At 67.7% G+C, this 23,196-nt stretch carries 21 protein-coding genes and 1 pseudogene; 15 read left to right on the forward strand and 7 right to left on the reverse strand.

Translation table 11 applies throughout. The features are described 5' to 3' along the window. The 4 genes from G481_RS0116150 to G481_RS0116165 are packed head-to-tail and all read left to right on the forward strand — an operon-like array spanning position 1 to position 4,199. Positions 1 to 312, forward strand: a complete 312-nt coding sequence (locus G481_RS0116150) for a (2Fe-2S)-binding protein (protein WP_084451020.1) — start codon at positions 1 to 3, stop codon at positions 310 to 312. Then, complete coding sequence (locus tag G481_RS0116155; RefSeq protein WP_028030941.1) at positions 299 to 1,705, forward strand: FAD/NAD(P)-dependent oxidoreductase; 1,407 nt, start codon at positions 299 to 301, stop codon at positions 1,703 to 1,705. The genes G481_RS0116150 and G481_RS0116155 overlap by 14 nt, the downstream gene beginning before the upstream one ends. After that, positions 1,702 to 2,871 (forward strand): NAD(P)/FAD-dependent oxidoreductase, encoded by a 1,170-nt coding sequence (locus G481_RS0116160; protein ID WP_051294601.1) that lies wholly within the window; start codon positions 1,702 to 1,704, stop codon positions 2,869 to 2,871. The genes G481_RS0116155 and G481_RS0116160 overlap by 4 nt, the downstream gene beginning before the upstream one ends. Next, positions 2,868 to 4,199 (forward strand): aspartate aminotransferase family protein, encoded by a 1,332-nt coding sequence (locus tag G481_RS0116165; protein WP_051294602.1) that lies wholly within the window; start codon positions 2,868 to 2,870, stop codon positions 4,197 to 4,199. Before G481_RS0116160 ends, G481_RS0116165 begins: the two co-directional genes overlap by 4 nt. A gap of 249 nt (positions 4,200 to 4,448) precedes the next feature. Here G481_RS0116165 and G481_RS0116170 read toward each other — a convergent pair whose 3' ends face one another. Next, entirely contained in the window at positions 4,449 to 5,705 is a 1,257-nt protein-coding gene (locus tag G481_RS0116170; protein ID WP_035026423.1) for a thiolase family protein, read from the reverse strand. Between the two features lie 102 nt (positions 5,706 to 5,807). Here G481_RS0116170 and dctP point away from each other — a divergent pair, with 102 nt between their 5' ends. Genes dctP through G481_RS0116195 form a run of 5 tightly spaced genes read left to right on the forward strand, consistent with a single transcriptional unit; the run spans position 5,808 to position 11,470 of the window. Further along, positions 5,808 to 6,842: a TRAP transporter substrate-binding protein DctP gene (dctP, locus tag G481_RS0116175; RefSeq protein WP_028030945.1), complete on the forward strand. Its 1,035-nt coding sequence runs from the start codon at positions 5,808 to 5,810 to the stop codon at positions 6,840 to 6,842. A 46-nt stretch (positions 6,843 to 6,888) separates the two neighbouring features. After that, complete coding sequence (locus G481_RS0116180; protein ID WP_028030946.1) at positions 6,889 to 7,356, forward strand: TRAP transporter small permease; 468 nt, start codon at positions 6,889 to 6,891, stop codon at positions 7,354 to 7,356. Beyond that, positions 7,353 to 8,657 (forward strand): TRAP transporter large permease, encoded by a 1,305-nt coding sequence (locus G481_RS0116185; protein ID WP_028030947.1) that lies wholly within the window; start codon positions 7,353 to 7,355, stop codon positions 8,655 to 8,657. Before G481_RS0116180 ends, G481_RS0116185 begins: the two co-directional genes overlap by 4 nt. A 10-nt stretch (positions 8,658 to 8,667) precedes the next feature. Further along, positions 8,668 to 10,203, forward strand: a complete 1,536-nt coding sequence (locus G481_RS0116190) for a class I adenylate-forming enzyme family protein (RefSeq protein WP_028030948.1) — start codon at positions 8,668 to 8,670, stop codon at positions 10,201 to 10,203. Between the two features lie 52 nt (positions 10,204 to 10,255). Beyond that, complete coding sequence (locus G481_RS0116195) at positions 10,256 to 11,470, forward strand: cytochrome P450 (RefSeq protein ID WP_028030949.1); 1,215 nt, start codon at positions 10,256 to 10,258, stop codon at positions 11,468 to 11,470. A gap of 38 nt (positions 11,471 to 11,508) precedes the next feature. Here G481_RS0116195 and G481_RS0116200 read toward each other — a convergent pair whose 3' ends face one another. The 5 genes from G481_RS0116200 to G481_RS0116225 form a co-directional block, all read right to left on the reverse strand. Beyond that, positions 11,509 to 11,826 (reverse strand): 2Fe-2S iron-sulfur cluster-binding protein, encoded by a 318-nt coding sequence (locus G481_RS0116200; RefSeq protein WP_051294603.1) that lies wholly within the window; start codon positions 11,824 to 11,826, stop codon positions 11,509 to 11,511. A gap of 93 nt (positions 11,827 to 11,919) precedes the next feature. Beyond that, the gene (locus tag G481_RS24215) at positions 11,920 to 12,516 is read right to left on the reverse strand and encodes a TetR/AcrR family transcriptional regulator (RefSeq protein ID WP_051294604.1); all 597 of its coding nucleotides are present in this window, start codon (positions 12,514 to 12,516) and stop codon (positions 11,920 to 11,922) included. 95 nt (positions 12,517 to 12,611) lie between these two features. Next, positions 12,612 to 14,201: a TRAP transporter large permease gene (locus G481_RS0116210; protein WP_028030951.1), complete on the reverse strand. Its 1,590-nt coding sequence runs from the start codon at positions 14,199 to 14,201 to the stop codon at positions 12,612 to 12,614. 1 nt (position 14,202) lies between these two features. Then, positions 14,203 to 14,712 carry a TRAP transporter small permease subunit gene (locus G481_RS0116215; protein ID WP_035026429.1) on the reverse strand — a complete coding sequence of 170 codons (510 nt, stop codon included), beginning with the start codon at positions 14,710 to 14,712 and terminating at the stop codon, positions 14,203 to 14,205. Positions 14,713 to 14,766: 54 nt separating this feature from the next. Then, the gene (locus tag G481_RS0116225; protein WP_028030953.1) at positions 14,767 to 15,852 is read right to left on the reverse strand and encodes a TRAP transporter substrate-binding protein; all 1,086 of its coding nucleotides are present in this window, start codon (positions 15,850 to 15,852) and stop codon (positions 14,767 to 14,769) included. Positions 15,853 to 16,010: 158 nt separating this feature from the next. On the opposite strand from G481_RS0116225, the gene G481_RS0116230 reads away from it, so the two are divergent. Genes G481_RS0116230 through G481_RS0116250 form a run of 5 tightly spaced genes read left to right on the forward strand, consistent with a single transcriptional unit; the run spans position 16,011 to position 21,842 of the window. After that, a complete protein-coding gene (locus G481_RS0116230) occupies positions 16,011 to 17,189 on the forward strand; it encodes a thiolase family protein (protein WP_028030954.1) in 1,179 nt (392 codons plus the stop codon). Beyond that, the gene (locus tag G481_RS24220; protein WP_051294605.1) at positions 17,189 to 18,817 is read left to right on the forward strand and encodes an AMP-binding protein; all 1,629 of its coding nucleotides are present in this window, start codon (positions 17,189 to 17,191) and stop codon (positions 18,815 to 18,817) included. Before G481_RS0116230 ends, G481_RS24220 begins: the two co-directional genes overlap by 1 nt. After that, on the forward strand, positions 18,814 to 19,650 hold the full coding sequence (locus tag G481_RS25215) for an enoyl-CoA hydratase/isomerase family protein (protein ID WP_051294606.1): 837 nt from the start codon (positions 18,814 to 18,816) through the stop codon (positions 19,648 to 19,650). Before G481_RS24220 ends, G481_RS25215 begins: the two co-directional genes overlap by 4 nt. After that, positions 19,647 to 20,615, forward strand: a complete 969-nt coding sequence (locus G481_RS24230; protein ID WP_051294607.1) for a zinc-dependent alcohol dehydrogenase family protein — start codon at positions 19,647 to 19,649, stop codon at positions 20,613 to 20,615. The genes G481_RS25215 and G481_RS24230 overlap by 4 nt, the downstream gene beginning before the upstream one ends. Positions 20,616 to 20,627: 12 nt before the next feature. Continuing rightward, on the forward strand, positions 20,628 to 21,842 hold the full coding sequence (locus tag G481_RS0116250; protein WP_028030955.1) for an NAD(P)/FAD-dependent oxidoreductase: 1,215 nt from the start codon (positions 20,628 to 20,630) through the stop codon (positions 21,840 to 21,842). 276 nt (positions 21,843 to 22,118) lie between these two features. Here G481_RS0116250 and G481_RS26010 read toward each other — a convergent pair whose 3' ends face one another. Beyond that, positions 22,119 to 22,355: a hypothetical protein gene (locus G481_RS26010; RefSeq protein WP_154664647.1), complete on the reverse strand. Its 237-nt coding sequence runs from the start codon at positions 22,353 to 22,355 to the stop codon at positions 22,119 to 22,121. Positions 22,356 to 22,964: 609 nt separating this feature from the next. On the opposite strand from G481_RS26010, the pseudogene G481_RS26510 reads away from it, so the two are divergent. Beyond that, positions 22,965 to 23,196, forward strand: a pseudogene (locus G481_RS26510) (IS110 family transposase); the annotation flags it as partial.

Raw genomic sequence — 23,196 nt, forward strand, 5'->3', positions numbered from 1 at the left:
ATGACCTACAGACCCGTTCGCCTGAACCTGCCCGGGCGCGATGACCTGCCTGGCCTGCCCATGCAGATCGGCGGCCGGCCCGTGACCGCCGCCGCGGGCGATACGGTGCTGACCGTGATGCTGCGCGAATGCGGCGCGGTGCGTCAGGGTGAATTCGGCCCTCCGCCGCGCGCGCGGGCCGGGTTCTGCCTGATGGGCGCTTGCCAGGATTGCTGGGTGACGCTGGCCGACGGGCGCAGGCTGCGGGCCTGTTCGACCCTGGCCGAAGCCGGAATGCATGTCCTGATGGAGGTATCCGATGACCCGGCCTGACCCCTTGCCTGCCGCCGTCATCGGTGCCGGTCCCGCCGGGCTGCGGGCGGCCCAGCGGCTGGTTGCCGCCGGTCTGCGGCCGATCCTGCTGGACGAGGCCGCAGAGCCGGGCGGGCAGATCTATCGCCGCCCGCCCCCCGCCCTTGCGGCGTTGCGCGGTCCGGCGGCCCTGTATGGCGCCGATGCCGGACGCGCCCTGGCCCTGGCCCGCATGTTCGAGACGATCCGCGGCCACGTCGACTATCGCCCGCAAACGCTGGTCTGGAATGCGGCCCGGGTGGCAGGCGGGGCGTTCTTGTTGCAGCTGCGCGGTGCGGATGGCGTCGATGCCGACCTGCGGGTGCGGGCGGTCGTGCTGGCGACCGGCGCCATGGACCGGGTGGTCCCCGTGCCAGGCTGGACACGGCCGGGGGTCTTTTCGCTGGGCGGCGCTCAGGTCATACTCAAGGCGCAGGCACATCTGATCGGGCGTCGCCCGGTCTTTGCGGGGTCCGGGCCGCTGCTCTATCTGGTCGCCTGGCAATATGCCAAGGCAGGCGCCCGGCCTGCGGCGGTGATCGATGCCGCCAGTCTTGGCGCCAAGATGCGGGCCGCGCCCGCCATGCTGGCCCGCCCCCGGCTGTTGCTGCGCGGGGCGCGCATGGCGCTGGACCTGCGCCGGATGGGCGTTCCCGTGATCGAAGGCGCGCTGGCCGAACGGATCGAACAGCGGGGCGACGGGCTGGTCCTGCACTGGCGCGCCGGATCTCGCAGCGGCCTTGTGGACTGCGATGCGGTGGGCATGGGTCACGGGCTGAAGCCCGAGCGCCAGCTTGCCGATCTGCTGGGCTGCCCGGTTGTCTTTGATCCGCGATCCGGCCAGTGGCACAGCACGACCGACGCTGCGGGCCGCAGCCCGGTATCGGGCGTCTATCTGGCAGGCGACATGGTGCGCATCAACGGGGCCCATTGTGCCGAGGCCGCAGGCGAGATGGCCGCAGGCGCGCTGTTGCGCGATCTGGGTCTTGCCCGTGTCAGCGCGCCGCGCCGGGCCCTGCTGCGGCTGGCGCTTGCGCGGGCTGCCACGTTCCGGCGCGGGCTGGAACAGGCCTTTGCCCTGCCGCCCGCCGCCATCCGCGACATGCCCGATGACACCATCGTCTGCCGGTGCGAGGGGGTCAGCGCCGGCGATCTGCGCCGTGCGATCGACCTCTGGGGTCCGGCGGATCTCAACCGGCTCAAGGCGGTCACGCGCTGCGGCATGGGCCGGTGCCAGGGCCGGCTGTGCGGCGCAACCGCCGGGGCGCTGATGGCCGCCGAAGCCGGTCTGCCCCCTGACGCGCCTGGCCCGCTGCGCGGACAGGCGCCGGTCAAGCCCCTGCCGCTGCCGATTTTCCCGAAAGGTGCCGCATGACCTCCGCCCCCGCGATCCTGCGCCGCCGTCCGCGCGTCTGCATCATTGGTGGCGGCATCGTCGGCGCCTCGGCCGCGCTGTTCCTGGCGATGGGCGGGGCCGAGGTGACGCTGTTCGAACGTGACCGGATCGGGGCCCATGCCAGCGGCGTGAACTTTGGCGGGGTGCGCCGCCATGCGCGCCCGGCCGGCGATCTGCCGCTGTCGCTGCGGGCGCACCGGATCTGGCACCGGCTGCCCGAACTGGTGGGCCATCACTGCGATCTGGCAACGCCCGGCCATCTGAAGCTTGCCGAGACCGAGGATCAGATGGCCGTGCTGGAGGCCTGGCTTCCGGTCGGTCTGCAAGCGGGGCTGGATGTGCGCCTGCTGGGCCGGGCCGATCTGGCGCGGCGCTTTCCCTGGCTGGGGGGCAATGTCGCGGGCGGATCGTTCTGCGCGGGCGACGGATTTGCCAACCCTCGGCTGGTTGCGCTGGCCATGGCACGCGCGGCAGAGCGCCATGGCGCCGCGATCCACGAAAGCTGCCGGGTGCGCGACATGACCCCCCGCGCGGGCGGCTGGCAGCTGGACCCCGAGGGGCGCCCGCCCATCGAGGTCGATCAGGTCATCCTGGCCACCGGGGCCTGGCCGCTGGGCCCTGACCCGCTTCCGGACTTCCGGGTCGGGGCGCCGCAGATGTTCGTGACCGAACCCGTGCCCTTGCTGCACATGCCCGTGCTGGGGCTGATCAGCGGCGCGATCTACCTGCGCCAAAGCCAGCGCGGCAACCTGATCTTTGGTGGCGGCCAGGGCAGCATCGCGCCGGATGGCCGGCGCAGCCGCCCCGATCCGGCCGGCTTTTCCCGAACGCCGGCCTTGCTGCAACGCCTGCTGCCGGGCCGGGCGAATGCCGCGATCATCCGGTCCTGGACCGGGATCGAGGCGCATCTGCCCGATGGTCTGCCGATGCTGGGCCCCTCGCCGTCGGCCGAAGGGGTATTCCACGCCTGGGGATTTTGCGGCCACGGCTTTCAGACCGGCCCCGGCGTGGGCGAGGTGCTGGCCGAGCTGATCCTGACAGGGCAGACAGCGACCGACCTGTCCGCCTTTGATCCCGCGCGGTTCGCCACGGTGCCCCGCCGCGCGCCCGCCCCGCCTGGTCCCGACATGGAGAGCCTGACATGATGAACGACAGCCACGTTTTCCACCGCACTGCCGGGGTCGTGCCACCCCGCGCCAGCCGGGGCGAGGGGATCTGGATCACCGCCAGCGATGGCAGGCGCTATATGGACGCCTGCGGCGGCGCGGCGGTCTCGTGCCTGGGTCATGGCGATCCGGCGGTGGTGCGGGCGCTTTCCGACCAGGCGGCGCAGCTGGCCTATGCCCATACCAGCTTTTTCACCACGGATGCCGCCGAGGATCTGGCCACGCTGCTGGTGCGCGGCGCGCCCGAGGGGCTGGACCAGGTCTATTTCCTGTCCGACGGGTCCGAAGCGATCGAGACGGCGATCAAGATGGCGCATCAGTATCATCGCGAGACCGGCTGCAAGACCCGCCACCATGTCATCGCCCGGCGGCAAAGCTACCATGGCAACACGCTGGGCGCCCTGTCGGCGGGTGGGAACATGTGGCGCCGGGCCAGCTATGACGGCCTTTTGTTGCCTGCGACATCGCATGTCGATCCCTGCTGGGCCTATCGCCATCAGCTGCCGGGCGAGAGCGACAGCGACTATGGCCTTCGGGCTGCCGCGACGCTCGAGGCCGAGATCTTGCGGATTGGGCCGGACAACGTGTCGTGTTTCATCGCCGAGACGGTCGTCGGGGCCACGCTGGGCTGTGTGCCGCCCGTCCCCGGCTATTTGCGCCAGATCCGCGACATCTGCGACCGCTATGGCGTCTTGCTGATCCTTGACGAGGTGATGTGCGGGATGGGCCGCACCGGCACGCTGCATGCCTGCGAGCAAGAGGGCATCGCGCCCGACATCCTGGTGATCGCCAAGGGGCTGGGGGCGGGCTATGTGCCGCTGGGGGCGGTGATCTGTGCCGGGAGGATCCATGACGCCTTTGTCGCAGGGTCGGGCAGTTTCATGCACGGGCACACCTTCGTCGGCCATCCGGTGGCCTGTGCGGCGGCCCTTGCCGTCCAGCGCGAGATCGCCTCGCGCGATTTGCTGGCGAACGTGCGCCTGCGCGGCGCCGAGTTGCATCAGGCGCTGTCGGACCGGCTGGGCGATCATCCGCATGTCGGGGATATCCGCGGGCGGGGGCTGTTCCTTGCGCTGGAATTCGTCGAGGACCGCGCGGCCAAGGCGCCCTTTGACCCCAGGCGCCGGCTACACCGCGCGCTGCGCGATACGGCGTTTGACCGGGGGCTGATGATCTATGCCATGGGCGGCACCATCGACGGCCAGCAGGGCGACCATATTCTGCTGGCGCCGCCATATACCATTGCCCCAGCCGAGGTTCAGCAGATCGCCGAGGTGCTGACGGATGCCGTCGTTTCAGTGTTCTAGGTCCCGGACCCCGGTTACGGATCCGTCCCGCTCACGCGGGTTCGGACCTGCGGCTGTGCCGCCGGACCGCGGTCTTTTGCCTTGCGCAAGCAAGCTGTTTCCCGGTCTGGCCGCCTTCGCCGAAGATCGCCCGGGGCGCAGTTTCTGCCCGTCGTCGGTGCGCCGGCCCCCGTCCATCGCGGTGTTCAACCCTTGCGAAACGATTGATGACAGCCTTGGGCGATCTGATCCGTGGTCCGGGTCAGGCGCCTAGTGCGGCGCCTCCAGAATTGTGACCACACAGGCGGCCTCGTCAAACCCGATGACGCCGCCCCCGTTTTCCGCCAGGGCAAGCCGCGCCCTGGACGCCTGGCGCGGACCGGCCTCTTGCCGCAGTTGCAGCGTCAGCTCGTGAATCATCGACAGGCCCGTCGCGCCGACCGGGTGGCCCTTGGAAACCAACCCGCCCGACAGGTTGACCGGGCGGCTGCCGCCAAGGGCGGTGTGCCCGTCCTCGACATAGCGCCCGCCCTGGCCGGGTTCGCAAAAGCCCATCATCTCGCACTGGAAGATCTCGCAGAACGAGGTGGCGTCATGCACCTCGGCCAGGTCGATGTCATCGGGTCCGATCCCGGCCATGGCATAGGCGCGCCGCGCCGCATGGTGCGACAGCGACGGGGCCTCGGGCGCGCGGTAGATGCCCGAGGTCATCACGCTGGCCCGCACCTTGACCGCGCGGTCCTGCACGGCGCCGGGCAGGCTGCGCAGCACGGTTTCCGATACCAGGATCGCCGCCGCCGCCCCGTCACCGATGGGCGCGGCCATGGACCGGGTGATCGGCCAGGACACCATACGATCGTTCAGCGCATCATCGACCGAGACCTCGAAGCGATACTGCGCCTTGGGGTTCAATGACCCGTGGTGGTGGTTTTTCGACGCGCCCACGGCGATCTGGCGCTGGGTCGTGCCATGGTGCTTCATGTGCCAGGCGGCCTGCATGGCATAGGTGTCCATGAACAGCGTGCCGCCGCCGGCATTGGGCTGAAACGGCTTGTCCGACAATTCGCCGCAGCGGGTGTAATAGTCCTGCCAGTCCTGCGGCGACAGCTGGTCGATGCCGCCTTCGAAGATTTCCAGCGTGCGGGCGGCATCGCCGGGGAAGAAGGTCTTTTCCACCCCGATGGCCAGGGCAACCTGCGACTGGCCGGACAGGATGTCCTTCCACGCCCCTTGCAGCGCCATGGATGCGGTGGCGCAGCCGCCTTCGACGTTCATGATGCCGACGCGTTCGGGAAACAGCCCGTCGCGGATCAGCGGGGTCATGCAGACCTGACCGCGGATGTTGCGCTGGCCAAAAGTGCCCATGCCGCAATTGCCGAACCATACGCTGTCCACCTGTCCGGCATCGGGCAGGCCGGAATCGGCCAGCACCTCGACCCAGGCCTCGCGGGTCAGGTCCTGAAAGCTGCGGTCGGGGAATTTTCCAAAGGCCGTGCAGGACGTTCCGAGAATATAGACGTTTTCCATCATGTTCCTCCTTGCTAACTAGACAAACATTTGTTTGTTATATTGGCAATGTGCTTTTTGCGCCCCGCAAGGGGGGCAGGGGGCATGCCAAGGGAGGAAACCATGAAAACGATCTTTGGATCGGCCATTCTGGCCGTGCTGTGCGCTGTTGCCCCGCAGACGGGGGCGGCGCAGGACTACCCCGAAATGTCGCTGCGCATGGCGCATGTGCTGCCGCAGACCTGGCCGGCGGTGCAATGGGATGGCTGGTGGGCCGAAGAGGTGGCCCGCCGCTCGAACGGCAAGATCAAGATCGAGGTGTTCTGGTCCGGCCAGCTGGGCGGCATGACCGAGGCGAAAAGCCTGGTGTCCTCGGGTGCTGTCGATTTCGGCGTGTTCGCACAGGCGGTCTTTGCCTCGGAACTGCCGCTGACGGCGGCGACGGCGGGGCTGCTCAACCGCGTCTCGGCCACGTCGCAGGCGGCGCATGAGCTGGGCAAGGCGATGTATCGCAGCCCCGAGGTGGCGGGCGAGCTGGCCGGGCAGAACCTGCATATCCTGAAATGGACGGTCGCCTCGCCCTACACGCTGCAATGCAACAAGCCGGTCAACAGCACGGCCGACCTGAAAGGTCTGCGGGTGCGGGCGGTCGGCGGGGCCTATGTGCCGATCTGGATGGAGACCTTCGGCATGGTTCCCACCCGCGTTCAGGCCACCGAACTGCGCGAAGGTCTGACCCGCGGCACGCTGGATTGCAACTTTGGCCCGATCGAATGGGTGCCCTTTGCCGACATCAAGGGCATCGCGCCCTATTGGTCCGATATCAACACCGGCGCCTTCTCGACCTTCCAGCTTTATGCCGCGAAATCGTCCTGGGACAAGCTGCCCGAGACTGTCCGCACCCTGCTGACCGAGGTGGCGGCCGAGGCGATGGAGCGCGATCAGGCCGCGCTGCCCGAAATCGCTGCCAAGGCCGAGGCGGATTACCTGGCATCCGGCGGGCAAAAGGTGGCGCTGACGGACATGGACCGCCTGGTCGAGATGTCGCCCGACATGATCGACGTCTGGGTCGAGCGGTCCACCGCCGAGGGCCGCGGCGCCGCAGCCCAGGCGCTGGCGCCACTGATGCGCGAGGCGGCCAAGTCGTTCGCCAACTGAGGCAGCCGGGGGGCGGGCACCGCCCCCCGACCCGGGGAACAGGGACATGATGGAACGCAGTCTGACATGGGTGGCCGCCGGCTTGCTTGCGATCGTGATGGTCGTCGGCGCGGTCGATGTGGTGGCGGGCGAGGTGTTCGGCGCCTTCCTGGCCTTCAAGGTCGACATGTCGGGCACGCTGTGCGCGGCGGCCATCTTTCTGGCCTGGCCTTTGGTCGAACGGCGCGACGAACATATCGCCGTCGATCTGTTCGATCCGATCACGCCTGCCTGGCTAAGGGGCCTGCGCGCCTGGCTGGCGCTGGGGGCCGCGCTGGTGGTGTTCGGGCTGATCGCGCGCGGCATGTGGGGTATCGCGCTGTCAAGTCTTGCGATCCGCGAAACCTCGGCCGCAACGCTGGGCTATCCGATCTGGCCGGCCAAGATCGCCTGTGCCCTGGGGGCCAGCGTGGTGCTGGTGACGCTGCTGTTCAAGGCTGTCGCGCGCTTGCGCAGGGGTGAGGGCGCGGCATGAGCGGGATCGAAAAGGGACTGATCGCGCTGGGGGTGCTGCTGGTGCTGCTGGCGCTGCGCATTCCCGTTGCCTATGCGATGGGGCTGGTTGCGGCGGCCGGCATCTGGCTGACGGTGGGCGAGGCGTTCCTGTTCACCACCTTTGCCACCACACCCTATTCGGTGGCGGCGGATTATACCTTTGTCGTCGTGCCGATGTTCGTGCTGATGGGGGGCATTGCCACCCGCGCCGGCATCATCGCGGACCTTTACACGGCCGCGCAATACCTGCTGGACCGGGTCAAGGGCAGCCTGCTGATTGCCACGATCGTGGCGCAGGGCGCCTTTGCGGCGGCCTCGGGGTCCACGGTTGTCGCGGCCTCGGTGTTCACGCGCATGGCGCTGCCGGAAATGGCGCGGTTCCGCTATGATCTGGGCCTTGCGGGGGGCGCCATCGCGGCGGGTGGCACCCTGGCGGGTCTGATCCCGCCCTCGGTTGCCATGGTGCTGTTTTCCATGCTGACGGCCGAGCCGGTGGGCAAGCTGCTGATTGCCGGGATCGTGCCGGGCCTGCTGACGATGGCGGTCTATATCATCGGCATTCGCCTGATGGTCGCGATACGTCCCGATCTGGCGCCGCCCTCGGGCGTGCAGATCACCGGGCGGATGAAGCTGGCGGCAGTCGGCCGCACCTGGAGCGTCGGCTTGCTGATGCTGCTGGTGATGGGCGGCATCTATGGCGGGTTCTATGCCCCCTCGGCCGCCGGGGCCATCGGGGCGGCGGGGGTGCTGGTCATCGCGCTGGCGATGCGCCGGATCGGTGCCCGCGGCTTTGGCGATGCGCTGATCGAGGCGGCGCGCATCTCGGCCATGATCTTTCTAATCGTGATCGCGGGGCTGATCTTCAGCCGGTTTCTGGTGATCTCGGGCTTCACCGGGGAATTGCGCGGCTATGTGCTGGGGCTGAACATCGGGCCGGTCGGCTTTCTGCTGGCGTCCATGCTGATCATGCTGGTGCTGGGCATGTTCGTCGATTCCGTCTCGCTGATGGTGATCACGGTGCCCTTCCTGTTCCCGATCAGCCAGGCGCTGGGGATCGACCCGATCTGGTTTGCCGTGATCGTCGTCAAGATGGTCGAGATCGGCGCGATCAGCCCGCCTGTGGGGCTGAACCTTTATGCCGTGCTGGCCTCGGCCGAGGGGCGGATGACCTCGGCCCAGCTGTTCCGGGGCGTGCTGCCCTTTATCGCGATGGAGGCGGTGCTGATGGCGCTGATCCTGATGGTGCCGGGGATCGTGACCTGGCTGCCGAACAACATGTGAGCGTTGCAAGATGACCCAAACCCCCGGCGGGCTGGACCGGCCCTTTCTGAACATCCCCGACCTGATCGCGCAGCATGGACGCTATCGGCCCGATCACCCCGCCATCGTCTGCGAGGACCGCACGGTCAGCTGGCGCGACTTTGCCGCCAACGTCGCCCGGATTGCCGCCGCGCTGCGGGGTCGCGGCCTGCGGCGGGGCGAGCGGGTGGTGGTGCTGATGGAGAATGTGCCCGAGGCGCTGATGGCCATTCTGGGCATCATCCGCGCGGGCGGCTGCGCGGTGCCGCTGTCCACCATGCTCAGCCCCGCGCAGGTGGCCGGGCTGGTGGCTGACAGCGGCGCAGGGCTGGTGCTGGCGTCCGATGCCTGTGCCGATCTGCTGGCCGATCTGCGCGGGGCCGATGTGGTGCGCCATCCGTCGGGCTGGGACGGGTTCATGACGCAAGGCGCGGCGGATCTGCCGCCGCTGACCTTTGCGGCCGAGGATGAATTCAACATCATCTATTCCTCGGGCACCACGGGCCTGCCCAAGGGGATCGTCCAGACCCATGGCGCCAAGCTGCATTTCGCGGTGTCCAACGCCATCGACCTTGGCATCACGGATGAGGCGCGAACCCTGACCACCACTGCGCTTTATTCCAACGGCACCTGGATCGTGCTGTTGCCCACGCTGATCGCGGGCGGCACGCTGCATGTGATGCGGGCCTTTGGCGCCGATGCCTTCGTGGACCGGGTGCGCGATGCGGCCATCACCCACAGCTTCATGGTGCCGGCGCAGTTCCTGATGGTGCTGAACAGCCCGGCGATGGCGCGCGCCGATTTTCGCAGCCTGCACCGGCTGGTTTGCGCCGGATCGCCCCTGCGCCGCGATACCAAGCGCGCGGTGCTGGATCGGATCACGCCGAAACTGGTTGAACTTTACGGCTTTTCCGAAGGTTTTGCCACCATGCTGCGGCCCGCCGATCAGGCGCGCAAGTTCGACACCGTGGGCACCCCGGTTCTGGGATACGAGCTGCGCGTGATCGACGACGAGGGCCGCGAATGCCCCCCCGGCACGCCGGGCGAGATTGTCGGCTACGGCATGGGCATGATGATCGGCTACAACAACCGCCCCGACCTGACGGACGAGCTGATCTGGCGCGATGCGGCGGGGCGCACGTTCCTGCGCTCGGGCGATATCGGGGTGCTGGATGACGACGGGTTCCTGCGCATCGTCGATCGCAAGAAGGACATGATCATCTCGGGCGGGTTCAACGTGTTCCCCACCGATGTCGAGGCGATCCTGGGCACCCACCCCGCTGTGCTGGACGTGACCGTGATCGGTGTGCCGCACGAGCGCTGGGGCGAATGCTGTCATGCGCTGATCATCCCCCGCGATGCTGCGGCGCCCTTTGATGTCGACGCCTTTGTAACCTGGGCCAATGCCCGCCTGTCCAAGCCGCAGCGGCTGGGCGGGGCAGAGCTGCGCCAGGACTTTCCGCGCAACGCGCTTGGCAAGGTGCTCAAGCGGGTGCTGCGCGACCCTTACTGGGCAGGTCAGCCGTGACCTGCCCCCCGATGATTGCCCGGCCCGCGCGCAGCGGATGAAAGGACTGCCCATGACACACGATTCCCTGGTGTTCGACCCGACCGACGCGGCCACGGTGAACAATCCCTATCCCACGCTGCTGGCGCTGCAACGCGATGACCCCGCGCACTGGAGCCCGCGGCTCAAGGCCTGGGTGCTGACGCGCTACGAGGATGTGCGGGGCGCGCTGGCCTCGGACCAGATGTCGGTCAACCGGCTGGAGCCGTTCTACAAATCGCTGCCGCCCGCCGATCAGTCGCGGGTGGCCGAGCTGATCCATTACCTGTCGCGCTGGCTGGTGTTTCGCGACCCGCCAGAACACACGCGGCTGCGCAAGCTGCTGATGACCGGGTTTTCGGCGCGCGCCGTCAATGCGCTGCGACCGGGGATCGAAGAAATCACCGACATGCTGCTGGATCGCCTGCCGCGGGGCGAGACCTTCGATTTCGTCAACGAATTCGCCATGCAGGTGCCGGGTCTGGTCATCATGGACCTGCTGGGCGTGCCGCGCGATCAGATGCTGCGGCTGAAGGCCTGTTCCGACCGCATCCAGCTGTTCATCGGATCGGCCCGCAACTCGCCCAACAAGTATGATCTGGCCGAGGCCGGCGCCAAGGAGATGGCCGCCTTTTTCCGCGAGCTGATCGCCGAGCGGCGCATCGCGCCCAAGGACGACATGATTTCCACGCTGGTGGCCGCGCGCGACGAGATGGACGCGCTGAGCGAGGATGAACTGATCGCCGCCGCCATGCTGGTGCTGTTTGGCGGGCACGAGACGACGACGAACCTTTTGGCGGGGGGCATGTTCAAGCTGGTGAGCCACCGCGATCAGGCCGACCGGCTGCGCGCCGATCCCGCGCTGGCCCGCCCGGCGGTCGAGGAATGCCTGCGGCTCGATGGCCCATCGGGGTCCATGGCGCGGGTGGTGGCGGTGTCGCACGAGCTGCATGGCAAGATGCTGGGCAAGGCGGATCGTGTGTTCGCCATGATCAACGCCGCCAATCAGGATCCGTCGGTGTTCGACAATCCAGGGGCGTTCGACATTGGCCGCACCCCGAACCGCCATATCACCTTTGGCTTTGGCACCCATTTCTGCATGGGCTCTGCCCTGGCGCGAATGGAGGGCGAGGTGGTGTTCCCCCGCGTGCTGGACCGCTATCCGACCCTGCGGATGGTCACCGAAGATGTGGACTGGCACCCCACCATGATCATGCGCGGCCCCCGCGCCTTGCCCATGCAGATCTGAACAGTCGGGCGGCCCCGCATCCGGGGCCGTCCATCGGCCTATTGTTCGTCCGGCAGATCGACGATCAGCCCGTCGCAGCCGGCGTCCAGCACGACCTGGCAGCCCAGCCGGCTGGTCGCGCGGCGCTCGGCCATCACCCCGTCCAGCAGCATGTCTTCCATCTCCGAGGCGGGGGCGGCCAGCTGCGGCCATGCGGGATCTATGTAGCAATGGCAGGTCGCACAGCTGCACCCGCCACCACATTGCGCGACGATCTCGGGGATGCCGTGGTGGACCGCAAGTTCCATGATGCTCTGGCCGGGCTGGGCCTCGACCTCGCGCGTGGCGCCGTTGGCGGTGCGGAACATGATCTTCATTGGCCGAAGCTCCCAATCAAACGTATGTTTGATTTATATGTCAGCCGCAGCGCGTCATCAACCAAGACCTTTGAAACCGCAGAAATTTTCCTGTCACACCGACAGTTTGCGCAGCGTCAGCACCATCTGGTCGACAATGTCGTCCACGCTGTAGCGCCCGCCCGGCTTGTGCCACACGGGCACCCAGTTCAGCGCCCCCAGCAGGTTCAGCCGCAGCAGGCGCGGGTCGATCTGGGGGTCCAGCTCCAGCACCTCGATGACCTTGGCAAAGCGGGTCTCGTAGCTGCGCCGCTCGCTGCGGATGCGGTCGGCCATGGCGGGCGTGCGCATCTGGTCGGGCGAGATGATGCGCAGCAAGGCCCCGGACCCAAGAAGCCCCGAGATATGGGCATGCAGCACATGGCGCAGCCGCTGCCAGGGGTCATCGGATTTGGCGACGGCCGCTTCCAGCCGCTCGATCATGCCATCCACGACGCGGGTGTGAATGGCCAGGAACAGCGCCTCTTTCGAGGGGAAATAATGGTAGATCGACCCCGGCAGGATGCCGAATTCGCGCGCGATGTCGCGCATGGAGGTGCCGTCATACCCTTGGGTCGCGATCAGCTGGCCGGCGCTGTCCAGCAGCTCGTTCAGCCGCTTGGGGGCATCGGCATCCGCGTCGGTCTGGGCCTTGGTCGTTCTGCGCGCCATTGTCGTTCCTGCGCCTGCCCGGGTCGGGCAGGATCAAATGTTCGTTCGTTCTGTCTAGCATGTGCCCTTGCGGCAAGCCATGCCAGATTGCACCGCTACATCAGGCCGGGCAACCAGGTGGCCAGCGCCGGAAAGGCGGCAACGATCACCAGGCACAGCATCTGCAACATCACATAGGGCACGGCGCCGCGCCAGATTTGCATGGTGCTGACCGTAGCTGGCGCCACACCGCGCAGATAGAACAGGGCAAATCCGAACGGCGGGGTCAGGAACGAGGTCTGCAGGTTCAGCGCGATGATCACGCCCAGCCACAGCGGATTGGCCCCCATCAGGATCAGAGCGGGGCACAGGATCGGCACCAGGATGAACACGATTTCCAGGAAATCGAGGAAGAAGCCCAGCACGAACATCAGCAGCATGGTAAAGACCATCGCGCCGAACAGGCCGCCGGGAATGTTGGCAAGCAGGCCGTGGATCGTCGCCTCGCCCCCCAGTTCGCGAAAGACCAGCGTGAACAGCGTCGCGCCCAGCAGCACGGTGAACACCATCGCGGTGATCCGGGCGGTGCGGAACACGATGCCCATCAGCAGCCCGGCCCGCCACAGCGCGCCAAAGGCCACCAGCACCGCCAGCCCCAGCACCACCGCCAGCACGCTGGCCAGACGAATGGCCCACAGATCGGCCGCAGGCGTCGCCGTGCGCCCGATGCGCAGGTCAAAGAAGGCCAGCAGCCCCAGAATGGCCACGGCGGCCAGAACGCCGGCGCGCAGCACCGGCACGGTGCGCGGCGCCTCGCGCCAGGCCGACAGAAGCACCGCGCCAACGGCCCCGACGGCCGCAGCCTCGGTCGGGGTTGCGATGCCCGACAGGATCGAGCCCAGAACCGCCACGATCAGCGCCAGCGGGGCCACCAGCGATTGCAGCAGCCGGGTGCGCAGCGGGCGCACCTGCGTGCCGTCCTCCATCAGCCGGCGGTCGGCCGGGGCAATCGGCGGGGCCAGCGACGGGTTCAGGCGCACCATGATCGTCTGATAGGCAATGTAGATGCACACCAGCAGCAGCCCCGGCACGATGGCCCCGGCGAACAGATCCGACACGCCGATCGTCACGCCCTTGAGCGCGGGATTGGTCAGGGCCGCCTGCTGATTGGCCAGCGAAATGAAATCGCCCAGGAACACCAGCACGATCGAGGGCGGAATGATCTGCCCCAGCGTGCCCGCCGCGCAGATCGCCCCGCAGGCCAGCGGCACGTTGTAGCCGTTGCGCACCATCACCGGCAGGGTCAACAGGCCCAGCGTCACCACAGTTGCCCCCACGATCCCGGTCGAGGCCGCGATCAGCGCGCCCACAAGCGTCGTGGCCATCAGCAGACCGCCGGGGCGCTGGCCCCACAGTTCGGCCAGACAGGTCAGCATGTCTTCGGCCAGGCGGCAGCGTTCCAGCACCAGCCCCATGAAGATGAACAGGGGCGCCGCCACCAGCACATTGTTGTTCAGCGTCACCCAGACGCGCTGCGGCAGGAAATTCAGCGTCTGCCAGCGCATCAAGCCCAGCTCGCTGCCCATCAGCGCAAAGGCCAGCGCACAGCCCCCCAGCGTGAAGGCCACCGGAAAGCCGCACAGCAACATCAGCACAAGCGCCGCGAACAGCAGCAGATCCAGATGGGCCGCAAGAAAGGTGATCATCTCAGATGTCCTTGTGCCCGAGGATGCGCAGCAGCGATTTCAGCGCCAGCGACAGGCCCGCCAGGGCCGTCAGCACCACGAACATCAGCAGGCAGGTTTTCAGCAGCCAGACATAGGGCAGCCCCGAAACCTCGATGGATCCTTCGCGGATGCGCCAGGACCTTTGCACATAGGGCAGCGCCCGGTCCCACATCAGCCACAGGAAGGGAAACAGCAGGAACACGCAGCCCAGCAGATCGACCCAGGCCCGACCGCGCCGGGACATCCCCTGATAAAGGATGTCGACCCGGACATGTTCGTCCGTCAGCAAGGCCCAGCCTGCCAGCCCGCACATCATGATCACGAACAGGTAGCTGACGGCCTCGTAGGCCAGGATGGACCCCGTGCCAAAGATATAGCGCGCCAGGCTGTTGGCAAAGACCAGCAGCACCAGCGGCAGACAGGCCAGGGCAAAGACCTTGCCCACCAGCGTTGTAACCGTATCTATGGTCCGGATCAGGGCAAGGATCATGGCATCAGCGGCCGTCCGGGGCGCGCGCGTGCGGCCCCGGACAGCCCTCCCTGTTCAAAGCGCGTCGAACTGGCGGGCGCGGGCGCGGAAGAACGGCACCTCGACCAGCGCAGAATAGGTCAACGCCTTGGGGAAATAGGCGGCCCAGCTGTCATAGACCTCCTTGGTGCGTTCGTCCTTGGTCGAGATCTCGGTGATCACTTCCTTGGATTTTGCGGCCAGGGCGTCGATGACGTCATCGGGCAGTGCGCGCACGTCAACCTTGTGATCTTCCCGCAGGGTGCGGAAGAATTCGGCGTTGTGATAGGGCCATTCGCCGGTGTTGATGCCGTTCGCGGCCGTGATCGCCGTTTCCACGATGCTGCGCTGGGTGTCGGTCAGGCTGTCCCAGACATCGGCGTTCAGACCGATCTCGCCGGCCGAGTTCACCTCCTGGAAGCCGGGGGTGTAGTAGTATTTCGCGTGCTGGTAGAAGCCCGAAACACTGTCCAGCCACGGCCCTTGCAGTTCCGTCGCATCCAGCGTGCCCGATTGCAGCGCCGTCAGGATTTCCTGCGCCGGGATCAGCACGACATTGGCGCCCACGCGGCGCAGCACCTCGCCGCCCAGGCCCGGCGAGCGGATGGTCAGCCCGCGCAGATCGTCGATGCTGTTGATCTCGCGGTTGAACCAGCCGGCCATCTGCAGGCCGGTCTGCCCTGCGGTAAAGGGCACGATGTTGAACAGATCGCGATAGTGCTTCTGCTGCACCTGCTGGCCGCCGCCATGATACATCCAGCCCAGATGTTCGGTCGCCGTCAGGCCGAACGGCACCTGGCTGAAGAACACCGCGCCCTGCCATTGCCCCGACAGATAGACCGGGGTGGAATGGTAGCAATCGGCCGCCCCCGAGCTGACGGCGTCATAGACCTCGAACGCGCCGACCAGTTCGCCCACGGCCTGCACCTTGACGGTCAGGTTGCCTTCGGACAGCGCCCCGACAAATTTCGAGAAATTGTAGGCGATTGACGCCAGACCGGGGAAATTGTGCGGCCAGCTCATCACCATCGACAGCTCGCGCTTGCCCTGCGCGATCGCAGGTGCTGCAAGCGATGCAGGAAGGGCGGCCAGCCCGGCCGCCAGAACGGTTCTTCTTTTCATGTGCTCCTCCCAAAGCCCGACATCACGGTGGCGTTTTGCACGGCCGGCGTCACGTCGCGGTAGACACTGCATCTGGTCAAAGCTATTAGTCAAGTAAATGTTTGTTTGGTTTCTGCGGAGGGGCGGGAACTGACGGATGGGTTCAGGGAGGATTGCGGATGGATCGTGTTGTTCTGGCAGGGGGGCTGCGGTCGGCCTTCGGGGCCTTCAGGGGCAGCCTGAGCGGGATCGAGATGACCGATCTGGCGGGCCGTGTCGGCGCGGGCTGTCTGGCGGCGGCGGGATTGCCGGCCGACCGGGTGGATCATGTGGTGTTCACCACCACCGTCCCCAGCGGCCGCGACAGCCTGTTTTCCGCCCGGGTGGTCGGCATCAAGGCCGGCCTGCCCGAGGCGGCGGGCGCGCTTGCCGTGGTGCGGGCCTGTGCCTCGGGGCTGCAGGCGCTGATCTCGGCCGATCAGCAGGTGCGGCTGGGCCAGTCGCGCATCACGCTGGCGGGGGGCGGCGAAAGCTATTCTCGCGTGCCCCATGTGCTGCAAACCCACCGAGAGGGGCAGGCGCGCGGCCCCTCGACGCTCGAGGATATGCTGGACTGGGCCTATCGCTGCCCCTTCAGCCAGGAATACATGGGCGAGACGGCCGAGAACCTTGCCGAGGATTACGGCTATGACCGCGCCCCGATGGACGACTGGGCGCTGCAAAGCCAGGAGCGCGCCCGCGCCGCCCGTGACAGTGGCTTCCTGGCGCGTCAGATCCTGCCGCTGGAGGTCAAGCGGGGCCGCGAGACGGTGGTGTTCGACCGCGATGAATGCATCCGCGACGATGCGACGGCGGAAAAGCTGGCCCGCCTGCGCCCGGTGTTCCGCGAGGGTGGGGTGGTGACGGCCGCCAGCGCCTCGACCGTGAATGACGCGGCGGGGTTCATGCTGGTGGGCAGCCAGTCGGCGCTGGAGTCCGAAGGTGTGGCGCCGCGCGGGGTCATCCGCGACTGGGCGGTGGTCGGCGTGCCGGCGCGCATCATGGGCCATGGTCCGGTTCCGGCGATCCGCGCCTTGCTGGACAAGACGGGCCTTCGCATCAGCGACATCGACTATTTCGAGATCAACGAGGCCTTTGCTGCCGTCAACGTCCATGCCGAAACCCAGCTTGGCATTCCGCGCGATGTGCACAACCTTTATGGTGGCGGCATCAGCATCGGGCATCCGCCGGGGGTGACGGGGGTGCGCATGTGTCTGACCGCCTTGCAACACCTTGAGGAAACCGGCGGGCGCCGGGCGATCCTGTCGATGTGTCTGGGCGCAGGCCAGGGCATGGCCCTGCTGGTGGAGCGGGTGTGATGCAGACCCTGTATGATGCGCTGGTGGCCGCGGCGGACAGCCACCCCGACCATGCCTTTCTGGCCGTGCCCGCGCGCGCCGGGCGCGATTACCTGCCCGAGGGGGCAGAGCTGACCTTTGCCCAGGTGCGGGCCGCGGCCGATGCGGTGGCCGCCCGCTGGGCGGCGCAGGGCTGGGGCATCGGGCACCGCGTGGCGCTGGCGCTGGACAACCACCCGGCGCATGTCGTGCATTTCCTGGCCTTTGCCCGGCTGGGGGTGATGCAGATCCCGGTCAACCCCTATTACCTGGACCACGAGCTGCGCTATCTGATCGAGCATGGCGAACCCGATGCCGTGGTGGCACTGCCCCGCCATGCCGACCGGCTGGCCCGCGCCGGCGCCCCGGCGCCAGTGCTGGTGGACCCGTTCCAGCCGCTGCCCGGCCCGGCCCCGGTGCCCGCCCCGCTGCGTCCGGCGGTTGGCGGCACACCGTCGCGCAGCACGGAAATCGCGCTGATCTATACCTCGGGCACCACGGCGCGGCCCAAGGGGGCGCTGATCGACAATGACTATGCCTTTGCCGTGGGGCGCATGTATGCCACCCATGATGGCGCGCTGACCGTGCGCGACGGGGTGGAACGGATATTCCTGCCGCTGCCCTATTTCCATGTGAACGCGGGGGTCAACACGCTGTGCATGGCGCTGCTGAAACGCATCTGCCTGATCATCCCGGACCGTTTTCATGGCGACAGCTGGTGGGATGATATCCGCGCGACACGGGCCACGGCGTTCCATTATCTGGGCATCATCCCGCCCGCGCTGATGAAGGCGCCTCCCTCGCCGCGCGATCGCGACCACGGGCTGCGCTATGGGCTGGGGGCCGGCATCGACCCCGCGCTGCATGCCGCGTTCGAGGACCGGTTCGGCGTGCCGATGGTCGAGGTCTGGGGCATGACGGAAACGGGCCGCTTTGTCGCCGCCTGCCATGAACCCCGCGCCGTGGGCACGCGGGCCTTTGGCCGGTCGACCCCCGGCCATCTGCTGGCGCGCGTGGTCGATGCTGACGGCACCCCGGTGCCCGTGGGGCAAGAGGGCGAGCTGGAAGTGCGCGCCGACGATCCCAACCCGCGCCAGGGCTGCTTTCGCGGCTATTTCAAGGACCCGGCCGCGACCGAGGCGGCGTGGCGCGGCGACTGGCTGCGCACCGGCGATATCGTCTGGCAGGACGAGACGGGGCTTTTGCATTTCGCCGACCGGTCCAAGAACATGATCCGCCGGTCCGGCGAAAACATCTCGGCCGCCGAGGTTGAAGGCGCGCTGATTTCCTCGCCGCTGGTCGGCCGGGTGGCGGTGATCGCCGTGCCCGACGAGATGCGCGACGAAGAGGTGATGGCCTGCGTCATCCCCGCCTCTGGCGTGGCCCCCGGGCCTGCGGTGGCCCAGGCGCTGCAAGACCATGCCGCCGACTGGCTGGCCTATTACAAGGTGCCGGCCTGGATCTGTTTCCTGGAGGATTTACCCATTACCGGCACGCAAAAAATCCAGAAGTTCGCCATCTTCCCGCGCGGCACCGATCCGCGTGGCACGCCCGGCTGTCACGATTTGCGCGATCGCAAGTCCACCCTGCGCCGCAAGGTGTCGGCATGAGCGCGCCGCTGGTCTCTGTGACGGTCGAAGGGGCGGTTGCGGTGATCCGCTTTACCAACCCGCCCGAAGGCTACATGGTCCCCGCGACCGAACCCGCGCTGGCCGAGGCGCTGGACCGGGTCGAAGCCGATCCGGCCGTGCGGGTGGTGATCCTGACCGGCGGGCAGCCCGGCGTGTTCATCCGGCACTTCAGCCTTGGGGTGCTGCACCGCCGCACGGTCAAGCTGCGGGAAAAGGGCATCACCTTTTCCGTCGATGATCCGGCGCCCGAACCGCTGCTGCACCAGTGCATGCGGCGGATCGAGACCAGCGCCAAGCCCTATATCGCCGCGATCAACGGCCATGCGATGGGGGGCGGCTATGAACTGGCACTGGCCTGCGATCTGCGGCTGGCCGAGGCGGGGGACTATCACATCGGCCTGCCCGAGGTGCGCGCGGGCCTGCTGCCTGGCGCGGGCGGCACCCAGCGCCTGACGCGGCTGGTGGGCGAGGCAGTCGCGCTGGAGCTGATCCTGACCGGCACCACGCTGACCCCCGATCAGGCGGCCCGGCGCGGTCTGGTCACGCGGTGCGTCGATGGCCCGGTGATGGTGGCCGCGATGGAGCAGGCCACGATGCTGGCGCGGCTGGACCCCGGCGCGCTGGCCGCGGCCAAGCGGCTGGTGCGCGGGGATGGCCCCGACCCGGCCCGCATGGCCGAGGAACGCACCCGCTTTGCCATGGTGATGGTCAGCGACCCTGCCGCCGCGCGGCTGGAACGTCTGGTCGAGGCCGGCGGCGATATTCGTGCGATCCCGCCCCTGACCCATTTCGACGACAAGGAGCCCCGATGATGAACCGTGTGATCCGCGTGATCTCGAACGACCCGCCCCTGCTGCGTGTCGAGGACGAAGACATCGGTGCCCCCGGCCCCGGCGAGGTTCTGGTGCATATGCTGCTGATGCCGGTGCACCCGGCCGATGTGCTTCAGATGCGCGGCCAGTATGGCGAACGCCCGGACCTGCCCTATGTGCCCGGCTTCGAAGGCGTCGGCCGCGTGGCCGAGCTGGGCGAGGGCGTCAGCCGCCTCAAGGTAGGCGATATCGTGCTGCCGAACCTGCGCGGCACCTGGCGCGATGCGGCGGTCGTGCCCGAACGCGGGCTGATCGTGCTGCCGCGCGATGTCGATCTGGCACAGGCCGCGATGTTCAAGGCCAGCCCGGCCAGCGCGCTGGTGATGCTGACCAAGATGGTCGACCTGCCCAAAGGTGCCGAGGTCTTGTTCAACGCCGCCAATTCAGCGGTCGGTCAGAACCTGATCCGCATGGCACGCGAACTTGGCCTGCGGTCCGTCGCGCAGGTGCGCAGTCAGGCGGCGGCCGACCAGATCGCGGATCTGGCGCCCGACATGATCCTGATCGGGGATCAACAGCCCGCCCGCCCGCTGACCGCACCGCTGGCGCTGGATGCCATCGGGGGCGAGGCGACGGCGGCCATGGCCCGCCTGTTGCCCGATGGCGCGACGATCGTGACCTATGGCCTGCTGTCGGGGGCTGCCCCACGGATCGACGCGCTGGATCTGGTGTTCCGCGACATTCGCCTGCGCGGCTTCTGGCTGGCGCGCGAATTGCGCACGATGCCGGGCAAGGAGATCCAGCAGATCTTTGCCACCCTGGGCGATTACCTGCCGCGCGGCCTGATCCACAGCCGGGTGGGCCAGATCATCCCCTTTGACCAGGTGGATCGCCTGATCGACCTGCATGATCAGCCGCGCGAGGGCAAGCTGTTGCTGGCCACCCGATATTATTCGGCGGACTAGGCGGGGGACAAGGTGTCGCGAATTGTTGTGATCGGCGCCGGTCAGGCCGGGGCCTCTCTTGTCGCGCGGTTGCGCAAGTCGGGCCATGCCGGCCCGATCACCCTGATCGGGGCCGAGCCGGTGCTGCCCTATCAGCGCCCGCCCCTGTCCAAGAAATACCTTCTGGGCCAGATGCCGGCCGAGGCGCTGCTGCTGCGCCCGGCGGCCTTTTATGCCGCCAACGACATCACCGTGAAACTGGGCACCCCCGTCCACGAGATCGACCCCGTGGCCCGCCGGATCCGGTTGGGGGATGCCGTGCTGGCCTATGACCAGCTGGCGCTGACGACCGGATCGACGGCCCGTCGGTTGCCCTCGGCCCTGGGGGGCGATCTGGCCGGGGTGCATTCCGTGCGAAGCCTGGCCGATGTTGACGCCATGGCCCATGACTTTGCCCGGGCGCAGCGGGTGCTGGTGGTGGGCGGCGGCTATGTCGGGCTCGAGGCGGCGGCCGTGGCCGCCGCGCGCGGGCAGGCCGTCACCTTGCTGGAGATGGCGCCGCGCATCCTGCAACGGGTCGCATGTGTCGAAACCTCGGATTATTTCCGCGCGCTGCATGGCGCGAACGGCGTGGACATCCGCGAGGGCGTGGGGCTGGCCGGGCTGACAGGCGATGACCGCGTGCGCGGCGCCGAGCTGACCGATGGCACGCGGCTGGCGGTCGACATGGTGATCGTCGGCATCGGGATCGACCCCGACACGCGCCTGGCGCAGACTGCCGGGCTGATGATCGACAACGGGATTGCAACCGATGCGTTCGGCGCCACCAGCCAGCCGGGGATCTGGGCGGCCGGCGATTGTGCCTCGTTCCCGCATCAAGGCGGTCGGATCCGGCTGGAAAGCGTGCAGAACGCCGTCGATCAGGCCGAATGCGTGGCCGACAACATGCTGGGGGCGGCCCGCGCCTATGCGCCGCAGCCGTGGTTCTGGTCGGATCAGTATGACCTCAAGCTGCAGATAGCCGGGCTGGGCGCGGGCCATCGGCACATCGTGGTGCGCGGCGCGGATCAGGGGCCGCGCTCGCACTGGTATTTCGGCGATCAGGGGTTGCTGGCGGTCGATGCCATGAACGATCCGCGCAGCTTCATGCTGGCCCGGCGCCTGTTGCAATCGGGCCTGCCGGTCGATCCGCAGCTTGTTGCCGATCCGGCCGCGGATCTGCGCAACCTGCTTGCCCAGACCGCCTGAGGCCGAAGGTCACGCCAAACCGGCGCGTCCCGACCCGTTCGGGCGCCACGATTTCACGGGCCGGCCGGTGCGGTCCGCCCATCCGCCGAGGCCATGCGCATGCCGGGTGTGATCTGACAGATGAAGATTTGGGGACGTGGCCTGTTCCCGTGATCGCGGCAGGGCGGCACCCTGCCGCCTCGGATCGCATCCATCGACGGAATGTGCGGGCGGCTCCTGAACCCGGGCCCTTCCTGTGCATTCACCCCGCCCACCTGGGCGCCCTGAGTGCCGCGATCAAGTCGCCGGGCCGGTCTGCTGGTCATGAACGGCCGTGTTTCGCACCCCTTGCGATCCGTCAAGGCGCGGCAGCAGCACCGCGCCATCGCGACGATGCGTCGCTTGCGGGGCGAACACCCAACCTGTTGAAATATTTTTCAAAAGGCCCATATCAAAGCTGCGGTCAGAAAGGCCGCCCCTTTCCCTGACCACAGGTGTGTCAATGAGCCGTTCTGGCTGCAGCCCCATGATCATGCGTGTCGAACAGGCGCATGTCTTGCCCCGGCCCCGATAGCCTGCCCTGACGGCGGGTCTTGCGGGCCGGGGTGGATGTCCTGTTGCAGACCCAGCCAGAAGGTTCCCGCCATGTACCGCGCCTTGTTGCCCCCGACCTGTCCCGCCTGTGGCAAGGATGTGCCCCGCGCCGCCGCCCATCGTTGTCCGTTCTGCCTGACCCCTTTTGTGGGGCCATCGGCCCGCCCCGCGCCCGCCTCGGGTGTCGAGACGGCACAGGAGCGGCACGCGCGGGACAGAAAATGACCCTGGCCCAAGCCCCGATCCCGGCGCTGCGCCTGATATCCCTGACGGTTGCGCTGGCCGTGTTTGCGCTGTTCGGGGAACCGCTCCTGCATGTGCTGCCCGATGGCGGACAGTGGTGGGAGCCCGTGCAGAACAGCGCCATTTCCGTGGCGTTGTTCCTTGGCGCGCATCTTGTGCATGGCGGCACTGCTGCCCGGCTGACCCGTCACCGCAAGGGCGCGAGGCCCGTGCCCAAGGTGGCCCTTGATCTGATGATGTGGACACCCCGACCCCAACCGTCGAATCTGGTTTCAACGGTTCCCCGAGAAGAAGGAGTGGTTGGATATGTCCGGAATGATCATTGGCCTCGATCTCGCGAAGAGCGTTTTCCAGGTCCACGCTGTCGATGCTGACGGAAAAGTTGTCATCACCAGAAAGGTGCGGCGCTCTCAGATGCTCGAGTTCTTTGGGAGGTTGGATCCGTGCTTGGTTGGCATGGAGGCGTGCCCCTCCGCGCACCATTGGGCGCGGGAACTTTCTGCCCTAGGCCACGAAGTCCGATTGATGGTCGCGTCCT

Origin of the sequence: Gemmobacter nectariphilus DSM 15620, from assembly GCF_000429765.1 — a bacterium.
GTDB lineage: Bacteria > Pseudomonadota > Alphaproteobacteria > Rhodobacterales > Rhodobacteraceae > Wagnerdoeblera > Wagnerdoeblera nectariphila.

Coding starts and splice junctions, on each gene's coding strand:
- G481_RS0116150 (WP_084451020.1), top strand. CDS start 1: ATGACCTACAGACCCGTTCGCCTGAACCTGCCCGGGCGCGATGACCTG.
- G481_RS0116155 (WP_028030941.1), top strand. CDS start 299: ATGACCCGGCCTGACCCCTTGCCTGCCGCCGTCATCGGTGCCGGTCCC.
- G481_RS0116160 (WP_051294601.1), top strand. CDS start 1,702: ATGACCTCCGCCCCCGCGATCCTGCGCCGCCGTCCGCGCGTCTGCATC.
- G481_RS0116165 (WP_051294602.1), top strand. CDS start 2,868: ATGATGAACGACAGCCACGTTTTCCACCGCACTGCCGGGGTCGTGCCA.
- G481_RS0116170 (WP_035026423.1), bottom strand. CDS start 5,705: ATGGAAAACGTCTATATTCTCGGAACGTCCTGCACGGCCTTTGGAAAA.
- dctP (WP_028030945.1), top strand. CDS start 5,808: ATGAAAACGATCTTTGGATCGGCCATTCTGGCCGTGCTGTGCGCTGTT.
- G481_RS0116180 (WP_028030946.1), top strand. CDS start 6,889: ATGATGGAACGCAGTCTGACATGGGTGGCCGCCGGCTTGCTTGCGATC.
- G481_RS0116185 (WP_028030947.1), top strand. CDS start 7,353: ATGAGCGGGATCGAAAAGGGACTGATCGCGCTGGGGGTGCTGCTGGTG.
- G481_RS0116190 (WP_028030948.1), top strand. CDS start 8,668: ATGACCCAAACCCCCGGCGGGCTGGACCGGCCCTTTCTGAACATCCCC.
- G481_RS0116195 (WP_028030949.1), top strand. CDS start 10,256: ATGACACACGATTCCCTGGTGTTCGACCCGACCGACGCGGCCACGGTG.
- G481_RS0116200 (WP_051294603.1), bottom strand. CDS start 11,826: ATGAAGATCATGTTCCGCACCGCCAACGGCGCCACGCGCGAGGTCGAG.
- G481_RS24215 (WP_051294604.1), bottom strand. CDS start 12,516: ATGGCGCGCAGAACGACCAAGGCCCAGACCGACGCGGATGCCGATGCC.
- G481_RS0116210 (WP_028030951.1), bottom strand. CDS start 14,201: ATGATCACCTTTCTTGCGGCCCATCTGGATCTGCTGCTGTTCGCGGCG.
- G481_RS0116215 (WP_035026429.1), bottom strand. CDS start 14,712: ATGATCCTTGCCCTGATCCGGACCATAGATACGGTTACAACGCTGGTG.
- G481_RS0116225 (WP_028030953.1), bottom strand. CDS start 15,852: ATGAAAAGAAGAACCGTTCTGGCGGCCGGGCTGGCCGCCCTTCCTGCA.
- G481_RS0116230 (WP_028030954.1), top strand. CDS start 16,011: ATGGATCGTGTTGTTCTGGCAGGGGGGCTGCGGTCGGCCTTCGGGGCC.
- G481_RS24220 (WP_051294605.1), top strand. CDS start 17,189: ATGCAGACCCTGTATGATGCGCTGGTGGCCGCGGCGGACAGCCACCCC.
- G481_RS25215 (WP_051294606.1), top strand. CDS start 18,814: ATGAGCGCGCCGCTGGTCTCTGTGACGGTCGAAGGGGCGGTTGCGGTG.
- G481_RS24230 (WP_051294607.1), top strand. CDS start 19,647: ATGATGAACCGTGTGATCCGCGTGATCTCGAACGACCCGCCCCTGCTG.
- G481_RS26010 (WP_154664647.1), bottom strand. CDS start 22,355: ATGATCATGGGGCTGCAGCCAGAACGGCTCATTGACACACCTGTGGTC.